General features: G+C 70.5%; 21 protein-coding genes and 2 pseudogenes. 11 read left to right on the forward strand and 12 right to left on the reverse strand.

Features of this window, described 5'->3' with window-relative positions:
• Positions 1-58: 58 nt before the first annotated feature.
• Both ACKTSN_RS03865 and ACKTSN_RS03870 read right to left on the reverse strand, forming a co-directional pair.
• Positions 59-316: pseudogene (locus ACKTSN_RS03865) on the reverse strand (putative PEP-binding protein); the annotation flags it as partial.
• Positions 317-816: 500 nt separating this feature from the next.
• On the reverse strand, positions 817-1,782 hold the full coding sequence (locus ACKTSN_RS03870; protein ID WP_409467775.1) for a pirin family protein: 966 nt from the start codon (positions 1,780-1,782) through the stop codon (positions 817-819).
• 132 nt (positions 1,783-1,914) lie between these two features.
• Between ACKTSN_RS03870 and ACKTSN_RS03875 the strand changes: the two genes are divergently transcribed.
• A complete protein-coding gene (locus ACKTSN_RS03875; RefSeq protein WP_409467776.1) occupies positions 1,915-2,409 on the forward strand; it encodes a MarR family winged helix-turn-helix transcriptional regulator in 495 nt (164 codons plus the stop codon).
• On the forward strand, positions 2,406-2,846 hold the full coding sequence (locus tag ACKTSN_RS03880; RefSeq protein WP_409467777.1) for a MarR family winged helix-turn-helix transcriptional regulator: 441 nt from the start codon (positions 2,406-2,408) through the stop codon (positions 2,844-2,846). Before ACKTSN_RS03875 ends, ACKTSN_RS03880 begins: the two co-directional genes overlap by 4 nt.
• Before the next feature lie 89 nt (positions 2,847-2,935).
• On the opposite strand, the gene ACKTSN_RS03885 is transcribed toward ACKTSN_RS03880, so the two are convergent.
• Entirely contained in the window at positions 2,936-4,354 is a 1,419-nt protein-coding gene (locus ACKTSN_RS03885; RefSeq protein ID WP_409467778.1) for a PepSY-associated TM helix domain-containing protein, read from the reverse strand.
• A 132-nt stretch (positions 4,355-4,486) separates the two neighbouring features.
• Here ACKTSN_RS03885 and ACKTSN_RS03890 point away from each other — a divergent pair, with 132 nt between their 5' ends.
• A complete protein-coding gene (locus ACKTSN_RS03890) occupies positions 4,487-5,134 on the forward strand; it encodes a peptide deformylase (protein ID WP_409467779.1) in 648 nt (215 codons plus the stop codon).
• 39 nt (positions 5,135-5,173) lie between these two features.
• Here ACKTSN_RS03890 and ACKTSN_RS03895 read toward each other — a convergent pair whose 3' ends face one another.
• Complete coding sequence (locus ACKTSN_RS03895; RefSeq protein ID WP_409467780.1) at positions 5,174-6,607, reverse strand: dihydrolipoyl dehydrogenase family protein; 1,434 nt, start codon at positions 6,605-6,607, stop codon at positions 5,174-5,176.
• A gap of 143 nt (positions 6,608-6,750) precedes the next feature.
• Between ACKTSN_RS03895 and trxA the strand changes: the two genes are divergently transcribed.
• Positions 6,751-7,134 (forward strand): thioredoxin, encoded by a 384-nt coding sequence (gene trxA, locus ACKTSN_RS03900; protein ID WP_409467781.1) that lies wholly within the window; start codon positions 6,751-6,753, stop codon positions 7,132-7,134.
• 25 nt (positions 7,135-7,159) lie between these two features.
• Here trxA and ACKTSN_RS03905 read toward each other — a convergent pair whose 3' ends face one another.
• The 3 genes from ACKTSN_RS03905 to ACKTSN_RS03915 form a co-directional block, all read right to left on the reverse strand.
• The gene (locus tag ACKTSN_RS03905) at positions 7,160-8,596 is read right to left on the reverse strand and encodes a benzaldehyde dehydrogenase (RefSeq protein ID WP_409467782.1); all 1,437 of its coding nucleotides are present in this window, start codon (positions 8,594-8,596) and stop codon (positions 7,160-7,162) included.
• Between the two features lie 244 nt (positions 8,597-8,840).
• Positions 8,841-9,875, reverse strand: coding sequence for a LacI family DNA-binding transcriptional regulator (locus ACKTSN_RS03910; RefSeq protein ID WP_409467783.1), 1,035 nt, complete (start codon positions 9,873-9,875; stop codon positions 8,841-8,843).
• A 137-nt stretch (positions 9,876-10,012) separates the two neighbouring features.
• Entirely contained in the window at positions 10,013-10,675 is a 663-nt protein-coding gene (locus ACKTSN_RS03915; protein WP_409467784.1) for a TetR/AcrR family transcriptional regulator, read from the reverse strand.
• 113 nt (positions 10,676-10,788) lie between these two features.
• Between ACKTSN_RS03915 and ACKTSN_RS03920 the strand changes: the two genes are divergently transcribed.
• Together ACKTSN_RS03920 and ACKTSN_RS03925 are read left to right on the forward strand one after the other, a co-directional pair.
• Positions 10,789-11,352 carry an NAD(P)H-dependent oxidoreductase gene (locus tag ACKTSN_RS03920; protein ID WP_409467785.1) on the forward strand — a complete coding sequence of 188 codons (564 nt, stop codon included), beginning with the start codon at positions 10,789-10,791 and terminating at the stop codon, positions 11,350-11,352.
• Between the two features lie 175 nt (positions 11,353-11,527).
• Positions 11,528-12,535: an FkbM family methyltransferase gene (locus tag ACKTSN_RS03925; RefSeq protein ID WP_409467786.1), complete on the forward strand. Its 1,008-nt coding sequence runs from the start codon at positions 11,528-11,530 to the stop codon at positions 12,533-12,535.
• Positions 12,536-12,542: 7 nt separating this feature from the next.
• Here ACKTSN_RS03925 and ACKTSN_RS03930 read toward each other — a convergent pair.
• Both ACKTSN_RS03930 and ACKTSN_RS03935 read right to left on the reverse strand, forming a co-directional pair.
• Positions 12,543-13,512, reverse strand: a pseudogene (locus ACKTSN_RS03930) (TerC/Alx family metal homeostasis membrane protein).
• A gap of 155 nt (positions 13,513-13,667) precedes the next feature.
• Complete coding sequence (locus tag ACKTSN_RS03935; protein ID WP_409474730.1) at positions 13,668-14,672, reverse strand: LacI family DNA-binding transcriptional regulator; 1,005 nt, start codon at positions 14,670-14,672, stop codon at positions 13,668-13,670.
• A 224-nt stretch (positions 14,673-14,896) separates the two neighbouring features.
• Between ACKTSN_RS03935 and iolC the strand changes: the two genes are divergently transcribed.
• From iolC to ACKTSN_RS03950, 3 genes are all read left to right on the forward strand, one after another.
• Positions 14,897-16,636, forward strand: coding sequence for a 5-dehydro-2-deoxygluconokinase (gene iolC, locus ACKTSN_RS03940; RefSeq protein ID WP_409474731.1), 1,740 nt, complete (start codon positions 14,897-14,899; stop codon positions 16,634-16,636).
• Positions 16,633-17,499, forward strand: a complete 867-nt coding sequence (locus tag ACKTSN_RS03945; protein ID WP_409467787.1) for a sugar phosphate isomerase/epimerase family protein — start codon at positions 16,633-16,635, stop codon at positions 17,497-17,499. The genes iolC and ACKTSN_RS03945 overlap by 4 nt, the downstream gene beginning before the upstream one ends.
• Before the next feature lie 355 nt (positions 17,500-17,854).
• Positions 17,855-18,382 carry a hypothetical protein gene (locus ACKTSN_RS03950; RefSeq protein WP_409467788.1) on the forward strand — a complete coding sequence of 176 codons (528 nt, stop codon included), beginning with the start codon at positions 17,855-17,857 and terminating at the stop codon, positions 18,380-18,382.
• On the opposite strand, the gene ACKTSN_RS03955 is transcribed toward ACKTSN_RS03950, so the two are convergent.
• Positions 18,373-18,669 carry a hypothetical protein gene (locus ACKTSN_RS03955; RefSeq protein WP_409467789.1) on the reverse strand — a complete coding sequence of 99 codons (297 nt, stop codon included), beginning with the start codon at positions 18,667-18,669 and terminating at the stop codon, positions 18,373-18,375. The genes ACKTSN_RS03950 and ACKTSN_RS03955 overlap by 10 nt on opposite strands.
• 198 nt (positions 18,670-18,867) lie before the next feature.
• On the opposite strand from ACKTSN_RS03955, the gene ACKTSN_RS03960 reads away from it, so the two are divergent.
• Positions 18,868-19,359 carry a cupin domain-containing protein gene (locus ACKTSN_RS03960; protein WP_409467790.1) on the forward strand — a complete coding sequence of 164 codons (492 nt, stop codon included), beginning with the start codon at positions 18,868-18,870 and terminating at the stop codon, positions 19,357-19,359.
• Here the strand turns inward: ACKTSN_RS03960 and arsM are convergent.
• On the reverse strand, positions 19,332-20,138 hold the full coding sequence (gene arsM / locus ACKTSN_RS03965) for an arsenite methyltransferase (protein ID WP_409467791.1): 807 nt from the start codon (positions 20,136-20,138) through the stop codon (positions 19,332-19,334). The genes ACKTSN_RS03960 and arsM overlap by 28 nt on opposite strands.
• 335 nt (positions 20,139-20,473) lie before the next feature.
• A complete protein-coding gene (locus ACKTSN_RS03970; protein ID WP_409467792.1) occupies positions 20,474-20,917 on the reverse strand; it encodes a hypothetical protein in 444 nt (147 codons plus the stop codon).
• 287 nt (positions 20,918-21,204) lie between these two features.
• On the opposite strand from ACKTSN_RS03970, the gene ACKTSN_RS03975 reads away from it, so the two are divergent.
• Positions 21,205-22,791: a S8 family serine peptidase gene (locus ACKTSN_RS03975; protein ID WP_409467793.1), complete on the forward strand. Its 1,587-nt coding sequence runs from the start codon at positions 21,205-21,207 to the stop codon at positions 22,789-22,791.
• Positions 22,792-22,855 lie beyond the last annotated feature (64 nt).

Below are 22,855 nucleotides of genomic sequence, written 5' to 3' on the forward strand. Positions count from 1 at the left end.
TGGTCACGGTGAGACTGTGAACCGCCCAGCCTCACGACCGCATCCTGCACACGGAATGTCAGAGACCCAGCTGGGCCACCCCCTCCGTGTCGGCCAGGGCCCTGGCGGCCTTTCGGGCCTCCTCGGCGCTTGGAGTGCAGAGCACCGCTTCGGCGATCGAATCGCAGCGCGCGAGGCTGTGGCGTCGCAGTGCGTGGCGTACCGCGGGCAGTGCCGGAGCGGACATCGAGAGGCTGGTGACGCCCATGCCGGTCAGGACCAGCGCCATGAGCGGATCCGCTGCCGACTCGCCGCACATGCCCACGGGCTTGTGCGCGGCCCTTCCGGCGCGCCCTGTCCGCCCTGGCCCCTATCCAGCGGGCAGCGGACGAACTCCCTCCGGACGGCCGCGACTGGTGAGTGCGGGTTCCGCTCCCTGGACGCACCGGTCCAGCTATAGCCACCACGGCCGCTCGCGCCTTGTCAGTTCCCCACAAGGCTCCGGATAGACCACCAACTCCCCCACCGACGCGCGGCCCATCTGCCCTTGAGGTCAGCATTGGTCTGGCCGCCACCGAATCCACAAAGACCGCCATGCACCACTGGGCTGCGCAAAGAGCGCCTCGACCACACCTGACAAGGCGTCAGCAAAGTCGGCATTAGGTCAGCAAAAGCTCTGCCACACCAGCCCACAGACGGCCACACCGTGGAATCGCCCACTGCCGTAACACTGGCCCATGGCCCACTCGCCCAGCGTCCGTGAGCGACCAACGAGCGAGAGGCAGCATTCGTCCGCCTCTCGCCCATCAACCAAGAGAAATCAGGCATTCCCGCAGGTCAACGCACCCGTCCGCGCGGTTTCAGCGGCGTCACCGGCAGTTCCGGGGCAGGCAGCGGAGCGCCGTCGTACCCCTTCACCTCCCCGAACCGTGTCCCTTCCATCCAGTCCTGGCGCGCCTGTACGATCTCTTCCTGAGACCGCCCGATCCAGTTCCAGAACATGATGAGCTCCTCCTCGAACGGCTCACCGCCCAGGAGCATCAGCCCCGCGTCCGACTCGGCGCGCAGAGGCAGTTCGCTGCGTCCGCAGCCGAGGTAGAGCATCGAGCCCGGCAGCACCGGCACCCCGTCCACGTGGGCCTCGCCGGACATGGACAGGACGGCGTACTCGAAGTCCGGCTCCAGCGGCAGGCGTACGTCCGTGCCGCGGGCCAGGGCGAGGTCGGCGCCGACAATCGGGGTGTACGTCGTGCCGGGCGAGGTGGCGCCGTCAAGGTCGCCGAGGATGAGCGTGGCCTGCAAGCCCGGTGCTGTGACGACCGGCAGGTCGGCGTGGCGCTCGAAGCGGGGGTCGGTGTGGCGGTGACCGTCCGGCAGCGAGACCCAGAGCTGGGCGCCGTGCAGGAAGCGGGCGTGCGACCTGGGGCTCTCCTCGGAGTGGCTGATCGCCCGGCCGGAGGTCATGAGTCCCAGTTCGCGCGGGCGGATCGTCTGGAGGCTGCCGGTGGAGTCGCGGTGCAGCACCTCACCCTCGTGCAGCCAGCTCACCGTCTGCAGTCCCATGTGCGGATGGGGCGGCACCTGCATGCCGGGCTCGTCCGCGATGTCGTCGGGGCCGTAGTGGTCGACGAAGCACCAGGCGCCGACCATGCGGCGGCCCAGGTTGGGCAGCAGTCGGCGGACTTCGCTGGACTCCCCGAGCTTGACGCGGCGGGGGCTGAGGAGTTCGCGTACGGGCTCGGCCACCACGAATCCACGGCCGCCGCACACGGCGGGAACCGCCTCGCGATCAAGATTGCTCATGGCGACAACCTAGTCCCGCCGGGGACCTCTCGTCAGTCGGTTACGGCGCCGTCCGCCGGGCGGCGCCGGTGGCTTCACCTCAACGCGAGAAAATAGTAGCCATGGATATAGTAGCCATGTACTGTATCTGTCATGAGTGAGGCACCCGAGGGCGGCCCGACGCCCGGTTTCCTGGTCTGGCGGCTGTCCATGAAGTGGCGCGTGGCGGTCGACCGCGCGGTCGCGCCGCTCGGGCTGACCCATGCGCAGTACTCGTTGGTCGCATCGCTGTACGGCATGCAGCGCTCCGGACTGCGGCCCAGCCAGCGACGCCTCGCCGACCACACCGGGCTCGAACCGCTCTACGTGTCGAAGCTCGCTCGCGCCCTGGAGAGCGCCGGTCTGCTGGAGCGCACCCGCGATCCGCAGGACCCGCGGGCCGTCCAGTTGGCGCTCACCGACCAGGGCCGGGACGTCACACGCCGGGCCATCACCGTCGTACACCGACTGTTGGGACAGCTTCTGGAACCGCTCGGCGGTCTCGACAGCCCGCGCGCCCGGGAGTTCACGCGCGATCTCGCCACCTTGCTCGACGCACCGCTTGATCCGTTCATCGACCACGACGAGCACCAGCAGGAGCAGTCATGACCACCACACCCACCGTCAACGGCCGGGTCATAGGCCTGGCCCACTACGCCGGTCGCGCCGTCCTCGAGACCGTGCTCGCCCGCTACGGCGCCACCTTCCAGCAGTCGGTGACCCTCCGGCTGGTCGCTGTCGCCGAGGGCCCGGTCGAGCGCGACACCCTGGTCGCCGAGGTCGTCGGGGCACTGAAGGCCGATCCGGCCGACGTGCACGGCGTCGTCGACGCACTCATCGACAAGGGGCTGCTCGAACCGGCGGCGAACCAGCTGCGGATCACGGACGCCGGACAGAAGGTGTACGAAACGTCCGCCGCCGAGACCGGGGAGATCTCCGCCCGGATCTACGCCGGGATCCCGGCGGAGGACCTGGCGGTGGCCGGCCGGGTGCTGGCCCTGGTCACGGAGCGGGCAGACGCGGAGCTGGCCGCCATGACGGCGTAGGCAGCCTGCAAAGCAACTGTTCCGGCGGACATCGATGCGGGCCCGGCATCCCCCCGGAAGCCGGGCCCGCCGTCCGTCCCGGCGCGGGCCTACCGGGCAGCGGTCCCGCTGCGGCTGCCGTACGTCCGCCGCCCCCGCCGGTGCGCGATCTCGCCGAGGATCACGTCCACGACGAGGAACGCGGCCAGCGGGATACCGAGCAGCGGAACGAAGTAGCCGACGACGGCGACCACGGCCAGCAGCGGGACGAGGATCTGCGGCGGCACCTGGGCCCAGGCACCCCGCGGAACGGGCCGGCCGAAGGCGGAACCGCGGCCGCGCTGCCACCACATGCGGTAGCCCAGCACGATCAGCAGGATCAGGGACAGCGCCAGGAGCATCAGGGCGATCTGGTTGACGAGTCCGAACAGCACGCCGGTGTGCAGGTCGATGCCCCAGCGGGTCAGCTTCGCGAGTACCGGGTAGTCGGCGAACCGCAGCACGTCGGTGACCTCACCGGTGGCCGGGTCGATCGCGACCGAGTCCTGCTTCTCGGGCCAGCTGCGCTGCACCTGCTTGACCACGTACGCCGAGCTCGCGTCGGCGGGCGGGACGATCTCCACCGGGTCGCCCAGGCCCTCGGCCCGGGCGGCGGCCAGCACCTTGTCGAGGCCGACACCGTGCTCGGCGGTCCCCCCGGAGCCCGCCGCCGCGCCATGGCCCCCGTGGTCGCCGCCCGACGTCGCCGAGACCGACGGGGTGGCGTGGCCGAGGGAGGTGCGCAGTTCGTCGATGTTCGCTCCGGCGTACTGCGACCAGGTCAGGCCGGTCGCCGACAGGAAGAAGAACCCGGTGGCGGCCCAGACGCCGACGGTGCCGTGCAGGCCCAGCGTGCGGCGCCGCCCGCTGGTGCCGCGCAGCTTGCGCAGGGCGCGACGGCGGGAGAACCACAGCACCAGGCCACCGGCCGCGATCACCCACAGCCAGCTCGCGGCGAGCTCGCTGTACAGGCGGCCGGTGTCGCCCAGGTGGAGGTCGCGGTGGAACTCGTCGATCCAGGTGCGCAGCGGCAGCGCCCCCGTGGAGCCGTACTGCTCCAGGGACCCGCGCACCTCGGCGGTGTACGGGTCGACGGACACGGCGAGTGTGTGGTCCGCGTGGACGCCCGGCACGCCGGACAGCAGGACGCGCGTGGTCGCGTCGGCCTCCGGGGAGGGCCGCACAGCCGAGACCGTGCCCTCGGGGTGGGCCTCGCGCGCGGCCGCCACCTGCTCGGATATCGGAAGCTTGGTGTCGCCGACATCGGGGACGGTCATCTCGTCGGCGTACAGGATCTTCTCGGCCTGGAAGGAACCGGCGTACAGGAAGCCGGTGGTGGCCGCGACGAGGAGGAACGGCGCGACGAGCAGACCGGCGTAGAAGTGCAGTCGCAGGATCAGCGGGCGCAGAGGCGCCCATCTGCCGGGGGACGGCGCCGACTCGGCCGACTGCGGGGCCTCGTCCGTGTCGGTCGAGGAGGTGATGGTCATCGGTGGGTGTTCTCCGGGGAGTGGGGACGATTTTCAGCCAGGTGGTGCATGAGTCGGGCTGCGGAGCCGTCGAGTTCCCGAAGGACCAAGTGGTCTGTGTCACATGACGGGGTGTCATGGCATGCTGCATGCATGGCTGCCCCCCGTGATCGCCTGCCGCTCGCCGAGCAGGTCGAGCAACTCCTCGCCGTGGACGGCCCGTTGCCCATCGTGGTGGTCGGCGATCCCGTACTGCGGCGCGGCGCCGCGCCGTTCGACGGCCAGCTGGAGCCCGCGCTGCTGGCCCGGTTCGTCGAGGCCCTGCGCCGTACGATGCACGCCGCTCCGGGTGTCGGCCTCGCGGCGCCGCAGGTGGGCGTGCCCCTGCGGATCGCGGTGATCGAGGATCCTGCGCCGGTGCCGGAGGAGGTGCGGCTGGCGCGAGGGCGGGTGCCGCAGCCGTTCCGGGTGCTGGTGAATCCGTCGTACGAGCCCGTCGGCGCCGGGCGTGCCGCGTTCTTCGAGGGCTGTCTGAGCGTGCCGGGCTGGCAGGCGGTGGTGGCCCGGCACGCTCAGGTGCGGCTGACGGGCGCGGACGAGCAAGGCCGCGCGGTGGACGAGCTGTTCGAGGGCTGGCCCGCGCGGATCGTGCAGCACGAGACGGATCATCTGGACGGCGTGCTGTACCTCGACCGGGCCGAGCTGCGCTCGCTGTCGTCGAACACGGCGGTGGCGGAGCGCTGGGCGCGGCCGACACCGGACGAGGCGGCGCGGGAGCTGGGCTTCGAACTCCCGGACTGAGCCCGGGAGTTCGTCGCACGCTCCCGCCACCGCAGCACGTCAGCTGTCCCGGTATCCCTCCAGCAGCCGCAGCCACACCTCGCTGACCGTCGGATACGACGGCACCGCATGCCAGAGCCTGCTCACCGGTACCTCTCCGGCGACCGCGATGCTCGCCGAGTGGATGAGTTCGCCGACGCCGGGGCCGACGAAGGTGACACCGCGGAGGATCTCGCGCTCCAGGTCGACCACCATCCGGGCGCGGCCGCGGTAGCCGTCGGCGTACAGGCCCGCTCCGGCGACCGAGGAGAACTCGACGTCGACGGCGCGGACGCGGTGGCCGGCCTGTTCCGCCTCCGCCAGCGAGAGTCCGACGGACGCGGCCTCCGGGTCGGTGAACACGACCTGCGGGACGGCGCCGTGGTCGGCGGTGGCGGTGTGCGCGCCCCAGGGTTCGGATTCCAGGACGGACCCGCCGGAGGCGCGGGCGGCGATGGCTGCGCCCGCTATGCGGGCCTGGTACTTGCCCTGGTGGGTGAGGAGGGCCCGGTGGTTGACGTCGCCGACCGCGTACAGCCAGTCCGTGCCGGTCACCCGGAGGCTGTCGTCGACCGGCAGCCAGGAGCCGGGTTCCAGGCCGACGGTGTCGAGACCGATGTCGTCGGTGCGCGGGGCGCGGCCGGTGGCGAAGAGAATCTCGTCGGCCTCGAGGCGGTCGCCGCTGTCGGTGACGGCGACGACGGTGCCGTTCTCGCGGGTCACCGACGTGACGGAGGTGCCGGTGCGGACGTCGGCGCCCGCCTCGGTGAGCGCCTCGGCGACGAGCTCGCCGGCGAACGGCTCCATGCGGGACAGCAGGCCCTTGCCGCGGACGAGGACGGTCACCTGGGAGCCGAGGGCCTGCCAGGCGGTGGCCATCTCGGTGGCGACGACACCTCCGCCCACGACGATCAGCCGGCCGGGGACGACCTGGGAGCTCGTCGCCTCCCGGCTGGTCCACGGTCCGACGTCCGCGAGGCCCGGCAGCCCGGGCAGCTGGGCGCGGCTGCCGGTGCAGACGGCGACGGCGTGCCGGGCGGTGAGGGTGTGCCGCACCCCGTCGGTGCCGGTCACCACGACCGTGCGCGGCCCGGCGAGCCGTCCGTGCCCCCGGTAGAGGTCGGCCCCGATGCCGTCGAGCCACCCGACCTGACCGTCGTCCTTCCAGTGGGAGGTGAAGTAGTCCCGGCGGGCGAGCACCGCGGGCGCGTCGAGGGGGCCCTGCACCGCCTGTCGCAGGCCCGGGAGGCGGCGGGCGTCGGCGCGGGCGAGGACCGGGCGCAGCAGCGCCTTGCTGGGCATGCAGGCCCAGTACGAGCATTCGCCGCCGACGAGTTCGCCCTCCACGACCGCGGTGGACAGCCCGGCCGCGCGGGTGCGGTCGGCGACGTTCTCCCCCACGGGCCCGGCACCGAGCACCACGACGTCATAAGCGATGGATTCCGTTTCCGTCATGGGGTCAGTCTGGTGGGTGGTGTGGCGTGAGGCCACATGGGTACGCACGCCGATACGTGCCCGCCGGGCGTACGGAATACGTCACGGTCCGGCCGTGTTGTGCCGACGGCTTTGCCCCCACCCCAGGAAGAGGGATTCACGCCATGAGCCACACCGTGGAGCTCACCAAGGAGAACTTCGACCAGACGGTCACGGACAACGAGTTCGTCCTGATCGATTTCTGGGCGTCCTGGTGCGGGCCGTGCTGGCAGTTCGCCCCGGTCTACGAGAAGGCGGCACAGGACAATCCCGACCTGGTCTTCGGCAAGGTGGACACCGAGGCGCAGCCGGAACTTGCCGCAGCGTTCGGTATCCAGTCCATTCCGACGCTGATGATCGTCCGGGACCGGGTCGCGGTCTTCGCGCAGCCGGGTGCGCTTCCCGAGGCGGCCCTGACCGACGTCATCGGGCAGGCCCGCAAGCTCGACATGGACGAGGTCCGCAAGGCCGTGGCCGAGCAGCAGGCCCAGCAGGGCGGCGACCAGTAGGGCACACACATCCCGTCGGCCGTGCCTAGAACGGGTACTCCGGTACGTCACCGCGCACCGTCGTCCAGCGCACGTCGGTGAAGGCCTCCAGGTTGGCCTCGCCGCCGAAGCGGGCGCCGGTGCCGGACGCGGCAACCCCGCCGAAGGGCGCCACGGCCTCGTCGTTCACGGTCTGGTCGTTGATGTGGACGATGCCGGTCGGGATCCGCTCGGCCAGTTCGAGGCCGCGGGCCGCGTCGCGGGTGACGATCCCGAGACAGAGGCCGTACGGGCTGCGCCCGGCGAGGGCGGCCGCCTCCTCGGCGGTCCTGAAGGACCGCACGGGCGCGACCGGGCCGAACACCTCCTCCGTGTAGGCGGGGGTGTCGTCGTGGACGCCGGCGAGGACGGTCGGCCGGTAGAAGAGGCGCTCGTACGTGCCGCCCGCGGCCAGCCGGGCTCCGTCCGTGGTGCTCGACTCGACCAGGCCGTGCACCTTGGCCAGCTGGGTGGCGTCGATGACCGGGCCGAGGTGCACCTGCTCGCGGAGCGGATCGCCGACCGCGAGTGAGTCCGCCTTGGCGGCGAGGCGCTCGACGTACTCCTCGTACAGCGACTCGTGCACCAGGTGGCGGCCGGTCGTCATGCAGATCTGACCCTGGTGGAAGAACGAGCCCCACGCGGCCGTGGGGATCACCGTGTCGAGGTCGGCGTCGTCGAGCACGATGAGGGCGGAGTTGCCGCCCAGTTCCAGGTGGGCCCGCTTGAGGTGGCGTCCGGCGGCCTCGCCGACCGCCCGGCCCGCCTCGGTCGAGCCGGTGAAGGAGATGACCGGCACCCGCGGATCGGCGACCAGGGCCCGTCCCGTGTCCGGGCCACCCGGCAGCACATGCAGCAGCCCCTCGGGCAGACCCGCCTCGGCGAGGACCGCGGCGAGGGCGACTCCGCCGCACACGGCGGTGCGCGGGTCCGGTTTCAGGACGACGGCGTTGCCGAGCGCGAGGGCCGGTGCGACGGAGCGGATGGCCAGGATCAGCGGCGCGTTGAACGGGGCGATCACGCCCACGACGCCCACCGGGACCCGCCGTGTGTACGACAGTCGGGGCGCCTCGCTGGGCAGGACCTGACCGGTCGGCCGGGAGGCGAGCGCGGCGGCCTCGTAGCACTCCTGGGCGGCGACGTGGAGTTCGAAGTCGGCCTTGCCGGGGACGGAGCCGGACTCGCGGACGATCCACTCGCGCAGTTCGTCGGCGTGCTCGGTGAGCAGATCACCGGCCTGGCGGAGCGCTCTGGCGCGCACGAGGTGCGGGAGGCGCCCCCACTCCCGCTGGGCGTCGCGGGCGGCCTCGGCGGCGGCTGAGACGTCCTGCTCGGTCGCGAGAGCTAGGGTGCCGAGCGGGTCGCCGGTGGCCGGCTCGATGACGGCGTACTCGGGTCCCGACAGGGTGCGGGACTGCCAGGTCCCGGGGTCGAGCAACGGCATGACGGCTCTCCGTTCGGTCACCGGCGCCCCCGTCGGCATGCTAGTGCCGCGGCAGGCAACGTTCGCCCCGTCGCGACGCCCGGCACGCCCTCTCGCCGCACCGGCCGAAAGCCCAAGTACGTCCAGTACGAGGACTTCCGGCCGGCACGCCGAGAGCACGCACCGGACGCCGCTCCTTGACGGGCAAACGTTGCCTGCCGCGGCACTAGTCAACCTGTGCGGGTGACGCCTGGCCGCGCGCCCGTCAGCTGGAGTCGCGGTGCACCACCGCGGCCCCCAGTACCTCGTGCCGCTCCGGCTCGGCGCCCGGGTTGCGTACCGCGCGGTCGACCAGCTCGGCGAGTTCCCGGCCGGACGGCAGCTCGATGTGGACCGTGCTCAGCCGGGGCCGCAGCAGCCGGCCGAGCATCAGGTCGTCGGCCCCGATCACCGCCGTGTCCTCGGGGATGCGCACGCCCTCGTCCTGCAGGGCGCGCATCAGCAGCATCGCGTATTCGTCGTTGTAGGCGAAGACCGCGTCGAGGCCCAGGGTGTGCCAGCGCGCGGCGAGGCGGGCGGCGGCCTCCTCCTCGTGGGCGAGGGGCAGCTCGGTCAGGACGGCGTCCGTGCCGTGCAGGGCCCGGCGTGCTCCGTCGAGGCGGGGCCTTGAGTAGATCTCGAGGCCGGGCTCCTCGGGGACGACGACGCCGATACGGCGCCGGCCGCCTGCGTACAGATGGGCGGCGGCGACCTGGCCGACGGTCGCGTGGTCCATGAGCAGGGCGTGTGCACCCTCGACGGCCTCGGGGCCGAGGGTCACCACGGCGCGAGCGCCGGAGCGCTTGAGCACCGCCACGCCCTGTGGACCGGGGCTCGAGCCGGGTACCAGGACGGCGACCGGCCGTAGCTCGGCCCAGGCGCGGGCCGCTTCGTCACCGTGCAGGCCCAGAGTGCCGTGCTGGACGACCGTGTAGTCGAGTCGGCTGAGGGCCCATTGGAGTTCGTTGATGAACTGGCTGTACAGCGGGCCGACGGGGATGGTCGGGGACGGCATGAGGACCATCCGGCTGTGCCCGGCGCGCAGACTGCGGGCCGCCGCGTGCGGTACGTATCCGAGTTCCTTCGCGGCCGCGTGCACGCGACGACGCGTGGGCTCGCTGATCCGCACGGCGCTGGTGTTGTTCAGGACATAGGAGACAGTCGCGCGCGAGACGCCGGCCAGCCGGGCCACGTCGGCGCTCGTGGGCACGGAGCGCTGGGCGGGCAGCGCGGACGCGGGAGTGTTCGGTATCTGCACCATTGCGTACGCATCTTGGCAGAGGCGGCAGCCGGGGCCACGGGCGGGGGGACGTCGTCCCTCATTGAACGAACTTGTAGCCGCAGACGGCGTGCCGGCCTCCGCGTCTGCGGCATGATCCGCCGGACCGGCCCTGAACCTCAGCCGGGCGGTTCGGTCCGCGTCACCCGGGCGACCAGATCGATCCATCCGGCCTCGAGTCGCTCCAGGGGCATCCCGCACTGCTTCGTCAGGTGATGGATCGCCGCGGGATCGAGATACCCCATGAGCGTCTGCGCGAGCAGTTCGCAGTCCGCGTCCGGGACCGCCTGCCGCAGCAGCAGGACGACGTGCCCGTGCAGCAGACGCCGGGCCGGTGGGGTGAAGCGGCGGTCGGGGCCGCGTTCGGCCGCGAGCTGCAGCTCCAGCTGCTCCACCGCCCGGCGCAGCGCGGCGCAGCCGAACGCGCGCAGCCGCTCGACCGGCGACGCCCCGGGCCCCAGAGGCGGGGGTCCGCTGAGGAAGGCGGCCTGGAACTGCTTCTCGGAGTGGTCGAGCAGTGCCGTGAGCAGGCCGACACGGTCCCCGAAGCGACGGAAGACCGTCCCCTTGCCCACGGCCGCGGCTGCGGCCACCGCCTCCATCGTCACCGCGGACGCGCCGTGCTCGGCGACCAGCCGGCCGGCTGCCTCCAGCAGCCGTGCGCGGTTGCGCGCGGCGTCGGCACGCAGACACGGCTCCTCTCCGGGCGTGCCGAGTTCGAGCAACTCGGGTGCGTCGATGGGTTCCTGTTGCTCCGGGATGGGCGGCAGGGAGGCGGACATGAAGACAGAGTAAAGCACCGGGAAGAAACTGGACCACGGTCCGGTTAGAGTGTTACAACAGAACCGGACCTCGGTCCGGATATCTCAGTCGCGATTCACCTCTGGAGTTCCCCATGTCCGTACGCATCCTCGCGCTCGTCGGCAGCCTCCGCGCCGGTTCGCACAACCGCCAGCTCGCCGAGGCGGCCGTCAAGGTCGCTCCCGAGGGCGCCGACGTCCAGCTCTTCGAGGGCCTGGCCGACATCCCCTTCTACAACGAGGACATCGACATCGAGGGCAGCGTCCCGGCGCCCGCCGCCCGCCTGCGCGAGGCCGCGGCCACCGCCGATGCGCTGCTGTTCTTCACTCCCGAGTACAACGGCACCATCCCGGCCGTCCTGAAGAACGCCATCGACTGGCTGTCCCGCCCGTACGGCGCCGCCGCGATCATCGACAAGCCGGTCGCCGTGGTCGGCACCGCCTTCGGCCAGTACGGCGGTGTCTGGGCGCACGACGAGACCCGCAAGGCCGTGGGAATCGCCGGCGGCAAGGTGCTGGAGGACATCAAGCTCTCCATCCCCGGTTCCGTGACCCGCTTCGCCGAGACCCACCCGGCCGACGACACCGAGGTCGCCGCCCAGCTCACCGAGGTCGTCGCCCGGCTGCACGGCCACGGCAGCGAGCAGGCCGCGGCCTGACCCGCCGAGGGGGCCGGAAACCGGCCCCCTCGCCGTCCCACCCCGTCGGCCGGCCGCGCGCCCAGGCCGTCCGATGAGGCCCGGCGACGCGGCACGGGACACTCGCCGGCCTCCAGGAAGACGAAAAACGTTCAACCGTACGACGCCCTGACAACATCTCTGCCAGGGTGGGCGGATGCAGACCCTTTACCGACGACTGCTCAGGTTGATGCCCCGGCTGGGAGTGCAGGTGACCGACCTCGGGCCGGGGACCGCGGTGGTCTCCCGGCGCGGACGGCGGGCCCGGATCCCGCTCGGCCCGGGGGCGGATCTGCTGGTCAGGGACGACGGCCGGTACTCGGTGTCGGACGCCGGCAAGGACACCTGGCTCGTGCTGGGCGGCAAGGCCCGTACGGCAGCCGGTCCCGCCCCGGAATGGACCGGCGTCCCCCTCGGCGACACCGGCGCGCGACTCCTTCTCGACCGGCGGGCCGACGCGGACGAGCGCAGGATCCAGCTGGCGGCGGCCGAGTACCTGTGCGCCCAGCACGTGGCCGCGATGCTCGAACTGTACGGCGTGAACTGCGTCTTCGACGTCGGCGCCAACACCGGGCAGTACGCCCGGCGTCTGCGCCGGCTCGGCTACACCGGGCGCATCGTCTCCTTCGAGCCCACCGCGGACGCCTTCGCCCGGCTCAGCAAGGCCGCCCGGAACGACCCCGACTGGCAGGTCCACCACTGCGGTCTCGGCCGCGAGGACACCGTCACGTCCATCCATACCGGCTGGAAGACCATGAACTCGCTGCTCCCGCCCAGCGATTACGGCCGCGACCGCTACCGCCGGTTCGCCACGACCCGTACGGAAGAGATCGAGATCCGGCGGCTGGACGGCGTGATGGAGCAGGCCCTCGCCGGCATCGAGGAGCCGCGCCCCTATCTGAAGATGGACACCCAGGGATATGACCTGGAGGTCTTCGCCGGCGCCGGCGCCCGCATCGCCGACTTCGTGGGCCTGCAGTCGGAGGTCGCGGTGCTGCGGCTGTACGAGGGCAGCCCACCGATGAGCGAGGCGGTCGCCGCGTACGAGGCCGAGGGCTTCGAGATCACCGGCATGTACCCGGTGACCCGCGAGGCGGCCACGGGGCGGGTGGTCGAGTTCGACTGTGTGATGATGCGCGCGAAGGCGGCCCCCGCCACCGACTGACCCCGCTCTAGGCGCCCCGGCTCACCTCGTCCTCTCGCTTCCTCGCCGCCCGGAGGCTGGTGAGGGTGGTGACCGTGAGGACGAGAACGATGAAGCCGAGCGAGAAGGGGATGCTGATCTCCGGGACGTGGACCCCGGACTCGTGCAGGGCGTGCAGCACCAGCTTGACGCCGATGAAGCCCAGGATGACCGACAGGCCGTACGACAGGTGGACCAGCTTCTTCAGCAGTCAGCAGGCCGCCGATGAGGAAGTACAGCTGCCTGAGGCCCATCAGGGCGAAGGCGTTGGCGGTGAACACGATGTACGGGTCCTGGGTCAGCCCGTAGATGGCGGGGATGGAGTCCAGCGCGAACAGCACGTCGGTGGAACCGATCGCGAGCATCACGACCAGCATCGGGGTCATGACACGCTTGCCGTTCTGCTCCACCCACAGCTTCGTGCCGTGATAGCGGTCGGCCACACCGAAGCGCCGCTCGACGGCCTTCAGCAGGGTGTTCTCCTGGTACTCCTCCTCGTGCTCCTCCTTGCGGGTGTCCTGGATCAGCTTCCAGGCGGTCCAGATCAGGAAAGCGCCGAAGAGGTAGAACACCCACGAGAACGCGGAGATGATCGCCGCGCCGGCCGATGAACCCGGCGCGCAGCACCAGGGCCATCAGCACGCCGATCATCAGCACCCGCTGCTGGTACTGCGAGGGCACGGCGAACTTCGCCATGATCAGTACGAAGACGAAGAGGTTGTCGACGCTCAGCGACTTCTCGGTGATGTACCCGGCGAAGAACTCCCCGGCGGGCCCCCCACCGCCGTAGAAGTCCAGCCCCACGCCGAAGAGACAGGCCAGGACGATCCACACCACCGTCCAGGTGCCGGCTTCCCGGAGCGAGACCTCATGGGCTTGCGGCCGATGAAGAAGTCGACGGCGACGAGGACACAGAGGGCTGCGACGGTCAGCAGCCAGACGGTGAGGGAGACGTTCACGGTGGTACTCCTGGCGCCAGTGGGGGCTGGAAAACGTCGCCGGGCGGCTTGATCTTTTCCACCGACAAAAGGTGAACAAAAGGTCTCGCTAGTTCAAAAAGTTCTCGCTGGCTCAAAGAGGCAGACGCGATGATGCGGACGAGACCGCTTGAGGCTCAGCCGGCCGCCGTGTCGGGTGCCGGCCCGCTGGTCCCCCGTACCACCAGCTTCGGATCCAGCACCGCCTCCCGCGGCTCCAACTCCTCGTTGTCCAGGCGCTCCACTGCGAACCGCACCGCACACTCCGCCATGAGGACCGCGTCCTGACGCACCGTGGTCAGGCCGATCGGCATCAGATGGGAGAGGTGGCTGTCGTCGTAGCCGACGACGGACATGTCACGCGGGACCTCGACGCCCGCCCGCGTCAGGGGCATCAACAGGCCCATCGCGCAACGGTCGTTGCCCGCGAGGACCGCCGTCGGCAACCGCCCCCCGCTGTCGCGTTCCGCCAGGAGCAGTTGGCCGGCCTCAATGCCGGACAGCTCGGTGTGATCGCCGGGAATCACCCGCAGTTCCGACTCCAGCCCATGACGGCGCATCGCCGCCCGGTAGGCGCGTCGCCGCTCGGCCGAGCCGGGGCCCCGGCCGCCGTCGATGTGCACGATCCGGCGGTGCCCCAGTTCGACGAGGTGGTCCATGGCCTGCCGTATGCCCTTGCTCTCCGCGCTGTGGACGCTGTCGAGGCGGGCTCCTGGCACGCGTCGGCCCACCGCGACGGCGACCGTGCGCCGACCGAGTGCGTCCAGGTCCGCCGTCGCCGCGTCGGTGCCGAGCAGGATCACCGCTTCGCAGCGGTGGCCGAGCAGGGACTCGACCGCCTTGGACTCGCCCCGGCCCGGCGCGGTCGCGGACAGCAGGACGTCGTACCCGAGCCGTTCCGCCTCGCCGTAGATGCCCTCCAGCAGGTCCGCGTGGAACGTGTGGTGGGCGGTGAACATCACGCCGAGCGTGCGGCTGCGGCCACGGGCCAGCAGCCGGGCCGCGTTGTCGGGGCGGTAGCCGATCTCGTCCGCGACGCGCAGCACGCGCTCGCGGGTCTCCTGGCTGGCCCCCGGCTGATCACGGAAGACGATCGAGACCAGGGCCCGCGAGACACCCGCCTTCTCGGCGACGTCCGCCATCGTGGGCCGCTGCTTGCCCGATACATCCACTGCTGAACCCACCCTCCGACGCCGACCACCTTACGGCGGCCGTGAAATCTCCTGGCAACAACCTATTGACATGACATTTGGACTGGGGTCATCGTACTCGCCTAGAGCGCGCTAGTAGAGCGCGACAGTCGATCAAAGCTCCCCGGAGTCTCCGGTGCGAAGGGAAATCCGCGATGCCGTTCGAAGTGCTGACCATGGGCCGCGTCGGGGTGGATGTGTATCCGCTCCAGACGGGGGTGGGGCTGGCCGAGGTCACCTCGTTCGGCAAGTACCTCGGTGGCAGCCCCACCAATGTCGCCGTCGCCGCCGCCCGGTACGGACACTCCTCGGCCGTGATCACCAAGACGGGCCGCGACCCGTTCGGTGACTTCGTCCGTACGGCGCTGGAGGGCTACGCCGTCGACAGCCGTTTCGTCGGTACGTCGGACATCGCGCCGACCCCGGTGACGTTCTGCGAGATCTTCCCGCCGGACGACTTCCCGCTGTATTTCTACCGCCTGCCCAAGGCTCCCGACCTGGACATAAGCCCGGAGGAACTGGACCTGGGCGCCGTCCGTGACGCGAGCATCCTCTGGGTCACCGGCACGGGGCTGAGCGAGGAGCCGAGCCGCAGCGCGACCCTTGCGGCCCTCGCCCACCGCGCGACGTCGGGCACGACCGTCTTCGACCTCGACTGGCGGCCGATGTTCTGGGCCGACCCGGCCGAGGCCCGTGCGCACTACGCCGAGGCGCTGCGGCACACCACCGTCGCCGTGGGCAACCTCGCCGAGTGCGAGGTCGCCACCGGTGAGCGGGAGCCGTACGCCGCCGCGAAGGCGCTGCTCGCGGCCGGGGTGCAGCTGGCGGTGGTGAAGCAGGGGCCGAAGGGCGTGCTGGCCATGGGACACGACGGCTCGATTGCCGAGATCCCGCCGGTCCCGGTGGACGTCGTCAACGGCCTCGGTGCCGGCGACGCCTTCGGCGGCGCGCTCTGCCACGGCCTGCTGTCCGGCTGGGACACCCGCCGCACGGTGACATTCGCCAACGCCGCCCGCGCGGCCGAGGTCGCCGCCCGCATCGGCGCCACCGCCGTGCCGACCGGCACCGATCTGATCAACTCCCCCGAGGTGGACGCCGTCCTCGTCACCTCCTGGGGTCCCACCCACGCCGAGCACGTCCTGAACGCCATCGCGGCCGGCAAGCCGGTGTTCTGCGAGAAGCCGCTCGCCACGACCGCCGGGGACTGTCTGCGCATCGTCGAGGCCGAGCGGGCGCACGGCCGCCGTCTGGTCCAGGTCGGCTTCATGCGCCGCTTCGACGCCGGATACCGCCAGATGAAGGAGGTGCTGGCCGCCGGCTCCGTGGGCACGCCGCTGATCGTGCACTGCGCCCACCGCAACCCGACCGTGCCGGACTCCTACACCTCCGCGATGGCCGCGCAGGACACGGCGGTCCACGAGATCGACGTACTGCGCTGGCTGCTCGACGACGAGATCGTCTCCGCCCAGGTGATCACCCCGCGCGCCACGAGCAAGCGGTTCGCGCACCTGAAGGACCCGCAGATCATGCTCTTCGAGACCGCGAACGGCGTCCGCATCGACCTCGAGGTCTTCGTCAACTGCCAGTACGGCTACGACATCCAGTGCGAGACGGTGGGCGAGGACGGCCTGGTCCGCCTGCCCGACCCGGCAGCCGTCGGCATCCGTACCACCGAGCGGCACAGCACCGCCGTACTCCAGGACTGGAAGGGCCGGTTCGTGGATGCCTTCGACACGGAGTTCCGTGAGTGGATCGCCTCGGTCGAGGCCGACACCGAACCTACGGGCCCGTCGGCCTGGGACGGCTACGCCGCCACCGTCATCACCGACGCAGCCGTGCGCTCCCTGGAGGCGGACGGCCAGGTCGTCACCGTCGACATGAAGCCCCGGCCCGCGCTCTACGGAGGCACGGCATGAAGATCGCCCTCGACCCGTACATGTTCCGCGCACTTCCCATGGACGACATGGTGCGCACGGTCGCCGAACTCGGCTACGAATACATCGAGTTGTCGCCACGCGACGACTTCATGCCGTTCTTCCTGCACCCCCGGGCGGACGACGCACGCATCGTGCAGCTGAAGAACTCCCTGCGCACGCACGGCGTGCAACTCTCCTCCGTACTCCCCCTGTACAAGTGGTCCTCGCCGGACGAGACCGAGCGGCAGGCCGCCGTCCGCTACTGGAAGCGGATGATCGAGATCACGGCCGAGCTCGAATGCCCGCTGATGAACTCGGAGTTCAACGGCCGCCCCGAGCGCGCCGCCGAGAGCGAGGCGGCGTTCTGGCGCTCGATGGAGGAGCTGCTGCCGGTCTTCGAGCGGGAGGGCATCGCCCTCAACCTGGAGGCGCACCCGGACGACTTCTGCGAGGAGAACTCCCCCGCGGTCGACCTGGTCCGCGCCATCAACAAACCATGGGTGAACTACCTCTACTGCGCCCCGCACTCCTTCCACCTGTCCGGGGCGGACCCGAAGGCGGACATCGCGGCGATGATGCGCTACGCGGGCGACAAGCTCCAGCACGTGCACATCGCGGACTCCTTCAACCACAAGGGATCCTCCGGACTGCGCTACATCCTCAACCCGCCGGGCACCACCGCCCGCATCCACCAGCACCTCGACATCGGTCAGGGCGAGGTGGACTGGGACGCCTTCTTCGGCACCCTGCGCGAACTGGACTTCGACGGCGTCGCCACGGCCTGTGTCTTCGCCTGGGAGGAACGGGCCCGTGAATCCTCGGCGTTCATGCTGGACCGCATCCGCAAGGAACTCGCGGCATGAGCCGCTGCGCTCAGCGCCACGGCTGACCTTCGCAAACCAACGCCGTGCACCGGCTCCTCGACGGGAGCCGGTGCACGGCGTCCCTGCTGCACAGGCACGGATTGCAGCGCGCCCGGTGATCAACCGCCGCACCGAAGCACACGAGGGCGCTCGTCTGCATATATCTGCGCCCTCGGTGCGCTGGCGCTCGCCATATCCGGTGAACAGCGCCCCTGCCATATGGCCGTGCCGTCGTGCGCCCCGTAGCACTTAGGGACACGAACCGCTCACCTACGGAAGCAAGGCGCCAACGAGAACACAGACAACCTTTGGTCTGCCGGGCACCAAGGCCCGACACCACGCAGGAGGTTTGTTCATGGCACTGGCACAGTGGACGAACGCGATGGAATGGCTGGCCGCAGCCGCACAGGACCCCCGGGCCTGCAAGAAGGACTGGCAGCACGGCAGTACCGGAGTCCACCTTCTGGCCGCCGGACGCTTCTGGGACGTACTGATCGTCCCCGCATGCCTCGGGCTGCGCGCCGCCGACTGCCTCGACGGCATTCCTCGCCTCGTCCCCGGCCCTGTTCTCCTGGACGAAAGGCGACAGCAAGTCGGTTTCTTCATGCCACCCGACCCCGTGTCCACCTGGGTCGGCCGGGGCACGCGCTATGTCGCAAGAGGCGGGTGGATCGCCGCCCCTGCCCCGCACTGCCGCTGGGGAGACCTGCGCTGGCTCCGCCCGCCCGATGGCAGCGGCACCCTGACTGCGCCCGAGGCCATGGAACTCGTCCTGTTCCGAGCCATGGACGAGGTGGTCCGCTCCCACGGCGTCCGGCACCACAGGCACGAACTCCCCCACCGGAGCGTCGACACGCAGGCCGTTCCTGTTGGCTACCGCTGAGGGATGGCCAGTTCGCGGCCGCGGTAGAAGCCTTCCCGCTCCTCGACGACGTAGGGGGCCATGGCCGCACGCCGCTGCTTCTCCGGCTCGGAGGCCCGCCAGGCGTCGCATACCTCCTTGGAGTCCCAGAACGACACGCCGGTGATCTCCTGTCCGTCCTCGGACCAGTACGCGAAGGCGCGGCGCAGCCCCTGCGGGGAGGAGGGCGGGCGCCACGCCCGCTCGAACTCCTCCAGGGCGCCCGGCCGGACGCGGCGCGTCGTCACCCAGACGAAGTGCTCCTCCATCGCAGCCTCCTCCACATGACCGGTTCGGCTCACCGGCCCCTCTCGGACCACCGTAGGTGCAAAGCACCGCGCGTGCCTGCGGACGTTTCCGGTCGTGCGGGCCGGTGGAGGACCATGAGTCATGGCGGTGCCGACTCCGGGGGTCATCACCCCGGTGAAAACAAGAAACGGCCTCCGACACAATTGGCGAGGTGCGCTATGCGTGGACGAATCAAGGGCAAGACGCTGATCGCCAGGGATGAGGGTGACAGCACCAATGGTGTCGTCATCAAGCTTTACGGCGAGGAGACCAACGGGGCTATCTCGATCATAGAGCAGCCGTTCGAGCCTGGGCTTCTTCTCCCGCCGCACGTTCACGAGAACGATGTCTGGCTCTACGTGCTCGAAGGGGAAATGCATGTCCGGGTCGACGACGAGGTCGTCAAGGCGACAGACGGGTGCTGGGTGCTGAAGCCTCGCCGAATCCCCCACACCATGTGGAACGCGGGGCACGAGCCGGCGCGGATTGTCGAACTGTATACGCCAGGCGGGTTCGAGCTTTTCTTCATCGACTTCGAAGAACGGTTGCGACAGGGGCCGGTCGGGCTCGACAAAATGAATCTCCTCGGCGAGCCGCACGGAATCCGTTTCTTCGACGACTGGATTCCCGACCTCAAAGCCGCTTACAACCTGCGAGTCGTCGGCGAATAGCTGCAACCCTTGACGGCACGGACGATCGCCGAGTGCGTTCCGTCCGCGACCTGATGCGTCGACGTGATCTCGACGTCGGTGAATCCTGCGTCCTCAAGCCCCTGCCGGTACTCGGCGAAGGACAGGGCGCCCGCGATGCAGCCGACGTATGCGCCGCGCTCGGCGCGCTGGTCGGAGGTGAGGTGATCCTCGGCCACGACGTCCGTCACGCCGACGCGCCCGCCGGGGCCCAGAACGCGGAACATCTCGGCGAAGACGGCTGGCTTGTCCACCGACAGGTTGATCACGCAGTTGGAGATGACGACGTCGACGCTGTTCGCGGGCAGCGGCACGGACTCGATGGTGCCCTTGAGGAACTCCACGTTCGTCGCGCCGGCCTTCTGTGCGTTCGCCCGGGCGAGGGCGAGCATCTCGTCGGTCATGTCCAGCCCGTACGCCCTCCCGCGCGGCCCGACCCGGCGCGCGGACAGCAGCACGTCGATGCCACCGCCGGAGCCGAGATCCAGTACGCGTTCACCCTCGCGCAGTTCCGCCACCGCGAGCGGGTTGCCGCAGCCCAGAGAGGCCGCGACCGCCTCGGCCGGGAGTCCGTCGCGGTCCTCGGCTCCGTAGAGGCCGGCCCCGAAGCCCTCGTCGATCTCGACCGCCTGCGGACCGCAGCAGTCGCCGCCACTCTGCGGCCCGCACGACGCGGCACCGTCCTCGAGCACCTTCACGGCGGCAGCGGCATAGCCCACGCGGACGGCTTCCCGTACCTCTTCGGGCGTCTGCTCGGTCATGGCAGCACTCCTCACTGAATCGACATCCATAAAAACAAGACTGCACCTTGAATCGACAGGCGTCAACATAGAGGTACGTCGAATCAAGTCGGCCGGGTCGCGGATCCCACCGGCCACCTCCTCCCGGTCCGCGTCGACCATGTCCCGACCTGACAGCACGAGTTGAAGCGGCCGGGTCAGCTCCTCGGCTTGCGGCCCGGTCGACGCGACCCTAGGTTCAGGTCGTCGGACTATTCCGACAAAGCCGACATAACACCTATGTCGACTTTCCCTCAGTGGTACCGCAAGGAGAATTCATGTCGGTGATGACCGGTACTCAACCCCAGCAGTTCGGCTCACAGCTCGGCGGTCAGCAGCCGGGCGGTGCGCAGCAGATCGCCCAGGTGGTCCAGCAGTCCATCCAGCAGGCGTGTCAGCAGACGGCCCAGCAGGTCGCGCAGCAGGTGCAGCAGACGTTCCAGCAGATCCAGCAGATCCAGCAGCAGCTGCAGCAGCCGGGCATGGCCCAGCAGGCGCACCCGTACCTGGCCCTCGCGCTGCACCGCGCGCTGCACTCGGGCATCCGCCACGCCGTGGAGCAGTCCGTACAGCAGGCACTGCCCACCGCGATCGTGACCCTGCTCCAGCAGAGCCAGCAGGGCCAGCAGGGCATGCAGGGCCAGCAGGGCATGCAGGGCCAGCAGTGGGGCGGTGGGTTCGGCCAGCAGTCCCCGCAGTACCAGCAGCAGCCCGGCTTCGGCTTCGGCCAGATGGGTCAGCCGTTCGGTATGGGCTGACACCTGGGCAGCGCACGCGGTGTGCCCGGACCGGTTCCGGGCACACCGCGTCACCGTGGAAGCGGTCACGTGGAAGCGGAAGCTGCCCCAACGGCCGAATCAGGAGCACGAGTTACGACGTAAGCGTGGTGAAGGTGGACGTGATGGTCAAGGAAAGGCCCGGAAACAGCGGGGCGCGCGGGCCAGGGGGTGGTGCGGGGGCTGCTGGAGAAGGACCGGAGGGCAAGCAGACAGAGCCGGCCGGGAAAGGCGCGCAGTCCCTCCCCGTACAGCCGCGCCGGGAGCGGTACATGGTGACACCGCTGCCGCAGCAACTGCTCCCACCGGGAGTGCCCGAACTCAGTATGGATGCGGTGTGTGACCAGTTGGGGCGCATGCCCGACGTCAAGGTGATCCGCAGACTCCGGCCGTCGGAGAAGCTGCGATCGGCCGGGCTGCCCCCCGCCTGCCCGGAGATCGCGGTCGTCGAGGCGCCCGGGGCTCAGCTGCCGGCGATGCGGACGCTGCACGTACACATCGAGCCGGACCTGCCGCTGTCCGCAGCCGTACCCGCCGCCGCGCCGGCCGTGGGGATCGCGCTGCGTGATCCAGGACTGGTCATGCCGCTGGAACAACCGGTGGAGATCTCGCTGCGCGTCTGCGGCCCGGACGGAGAACCGCTGGCCGGCGCGGGCGTGTTCCTGATCGGGTCGTCATGGCCCGGCCAGGGTGTCACCGGGTCCGACGGTACGGTCACCGTCGCGCTGCCCACGGAGACGGTGCAGTCCGTCCAGGCGCTGTACGTCCGGCCCGTGGGCGGCTACACCGACCGCTGGATCAGTCGTCCGGACCTGTCGGTGACCGGGGAGAACCTGGTCACCCTCACGCCACTGGCCAAGGTGTACCCGGGGCTGGAGGACAGGCAACAGTACGGCTGGGGCCAGCAGGCCATGCGGGTGGACCGGCTGCCTCCCACGTTCCGCGCTTTCGGGATCAAGGTCGGGGTCATCGGTTCGGGTGTCGCCGCCGAGCATCCCGATCTGAAGCAGCGGGTGCGCACCGGGATCGATCTCGTCCGCGGAACCGAGGAGGGCTGGGCCCACGACACGGCGGGCACCGGTACCCATGCGGCCGGCGTCATCGCCGGGGCGGACACCGGTAAGGGGATCATCGGTACCGCGGTCGATGCCGAGATCGAGGTCTGTCAGGTGCTGCCCGGCGGCTGCTTCAGTGACCTGATCGCCGCCCTCGACCACTGCATCGAACGCGAGGTCGACGTCGCGCACATCGCCGTGGCAACGCCGTACGCGTCGGCGCTCGTCTCACGCAAACTGGCCGACGCCAACGCGGTGGGCATCGCCTGCGTCGCCCCGGCGGGCGACTCGGGCGGACCGGTCTGCTTCCCCGGCTCACTGCCCACCGTGTTCACCGTGGGTGCGCTCGGAGCCTTCGGGACCTTCCCGCCGGACACCTCCCAAGCCACCCATGTGGGCCCCCAGTTGACGCCGGACGGGTTGTTCGCCGCGCCGTTCAGCTGCCACGGACCCGGGGTCGACGCGGCCGCCCCCGGTGTGGCCGTCCTGTCGTGCTCGCCGCAGGGCGGGTACACGGCCCTCGACGGCACCGGCACGGCCTCGGCCCACGTCGTCGGTCTCGCCGCCCTCGTTCTCGCCCACCACGAGGACTTCCACGGCCAACTGCTGCCCCGCGGACCTGGCCGGGTGCGGCGCCTGTTCGAGATCATCGCCGCCAGCTGCCGCCCGCTGGCCGCCCCGGGCACCCTGGACGCATCCCGCCTCGGACACGGCCTGCCCGACGCGCTCACCGCCCTCGGCCTGGCGCCCGGAGTGCAACTCGCTCCGGCCCTGTCCCCTTACGTCCCCACCCTGGCCGGTTAGCCCCCCACAACAAGATCACCGGAATCACCCGCCCGGCCGTGCAGCTCGAAAATGCCGCACGGTC

The sequence above is a fragment of the Streptomyces flavusporus genome (genome assembly GCF_046267975.1).
GTDB classification, from domain to species: Bacteria; Actinomycetota; Actinomycetes; order Streptomycetales; family Streptomycetaceae; genus Streptomyces; species Streptomyces flavusporus.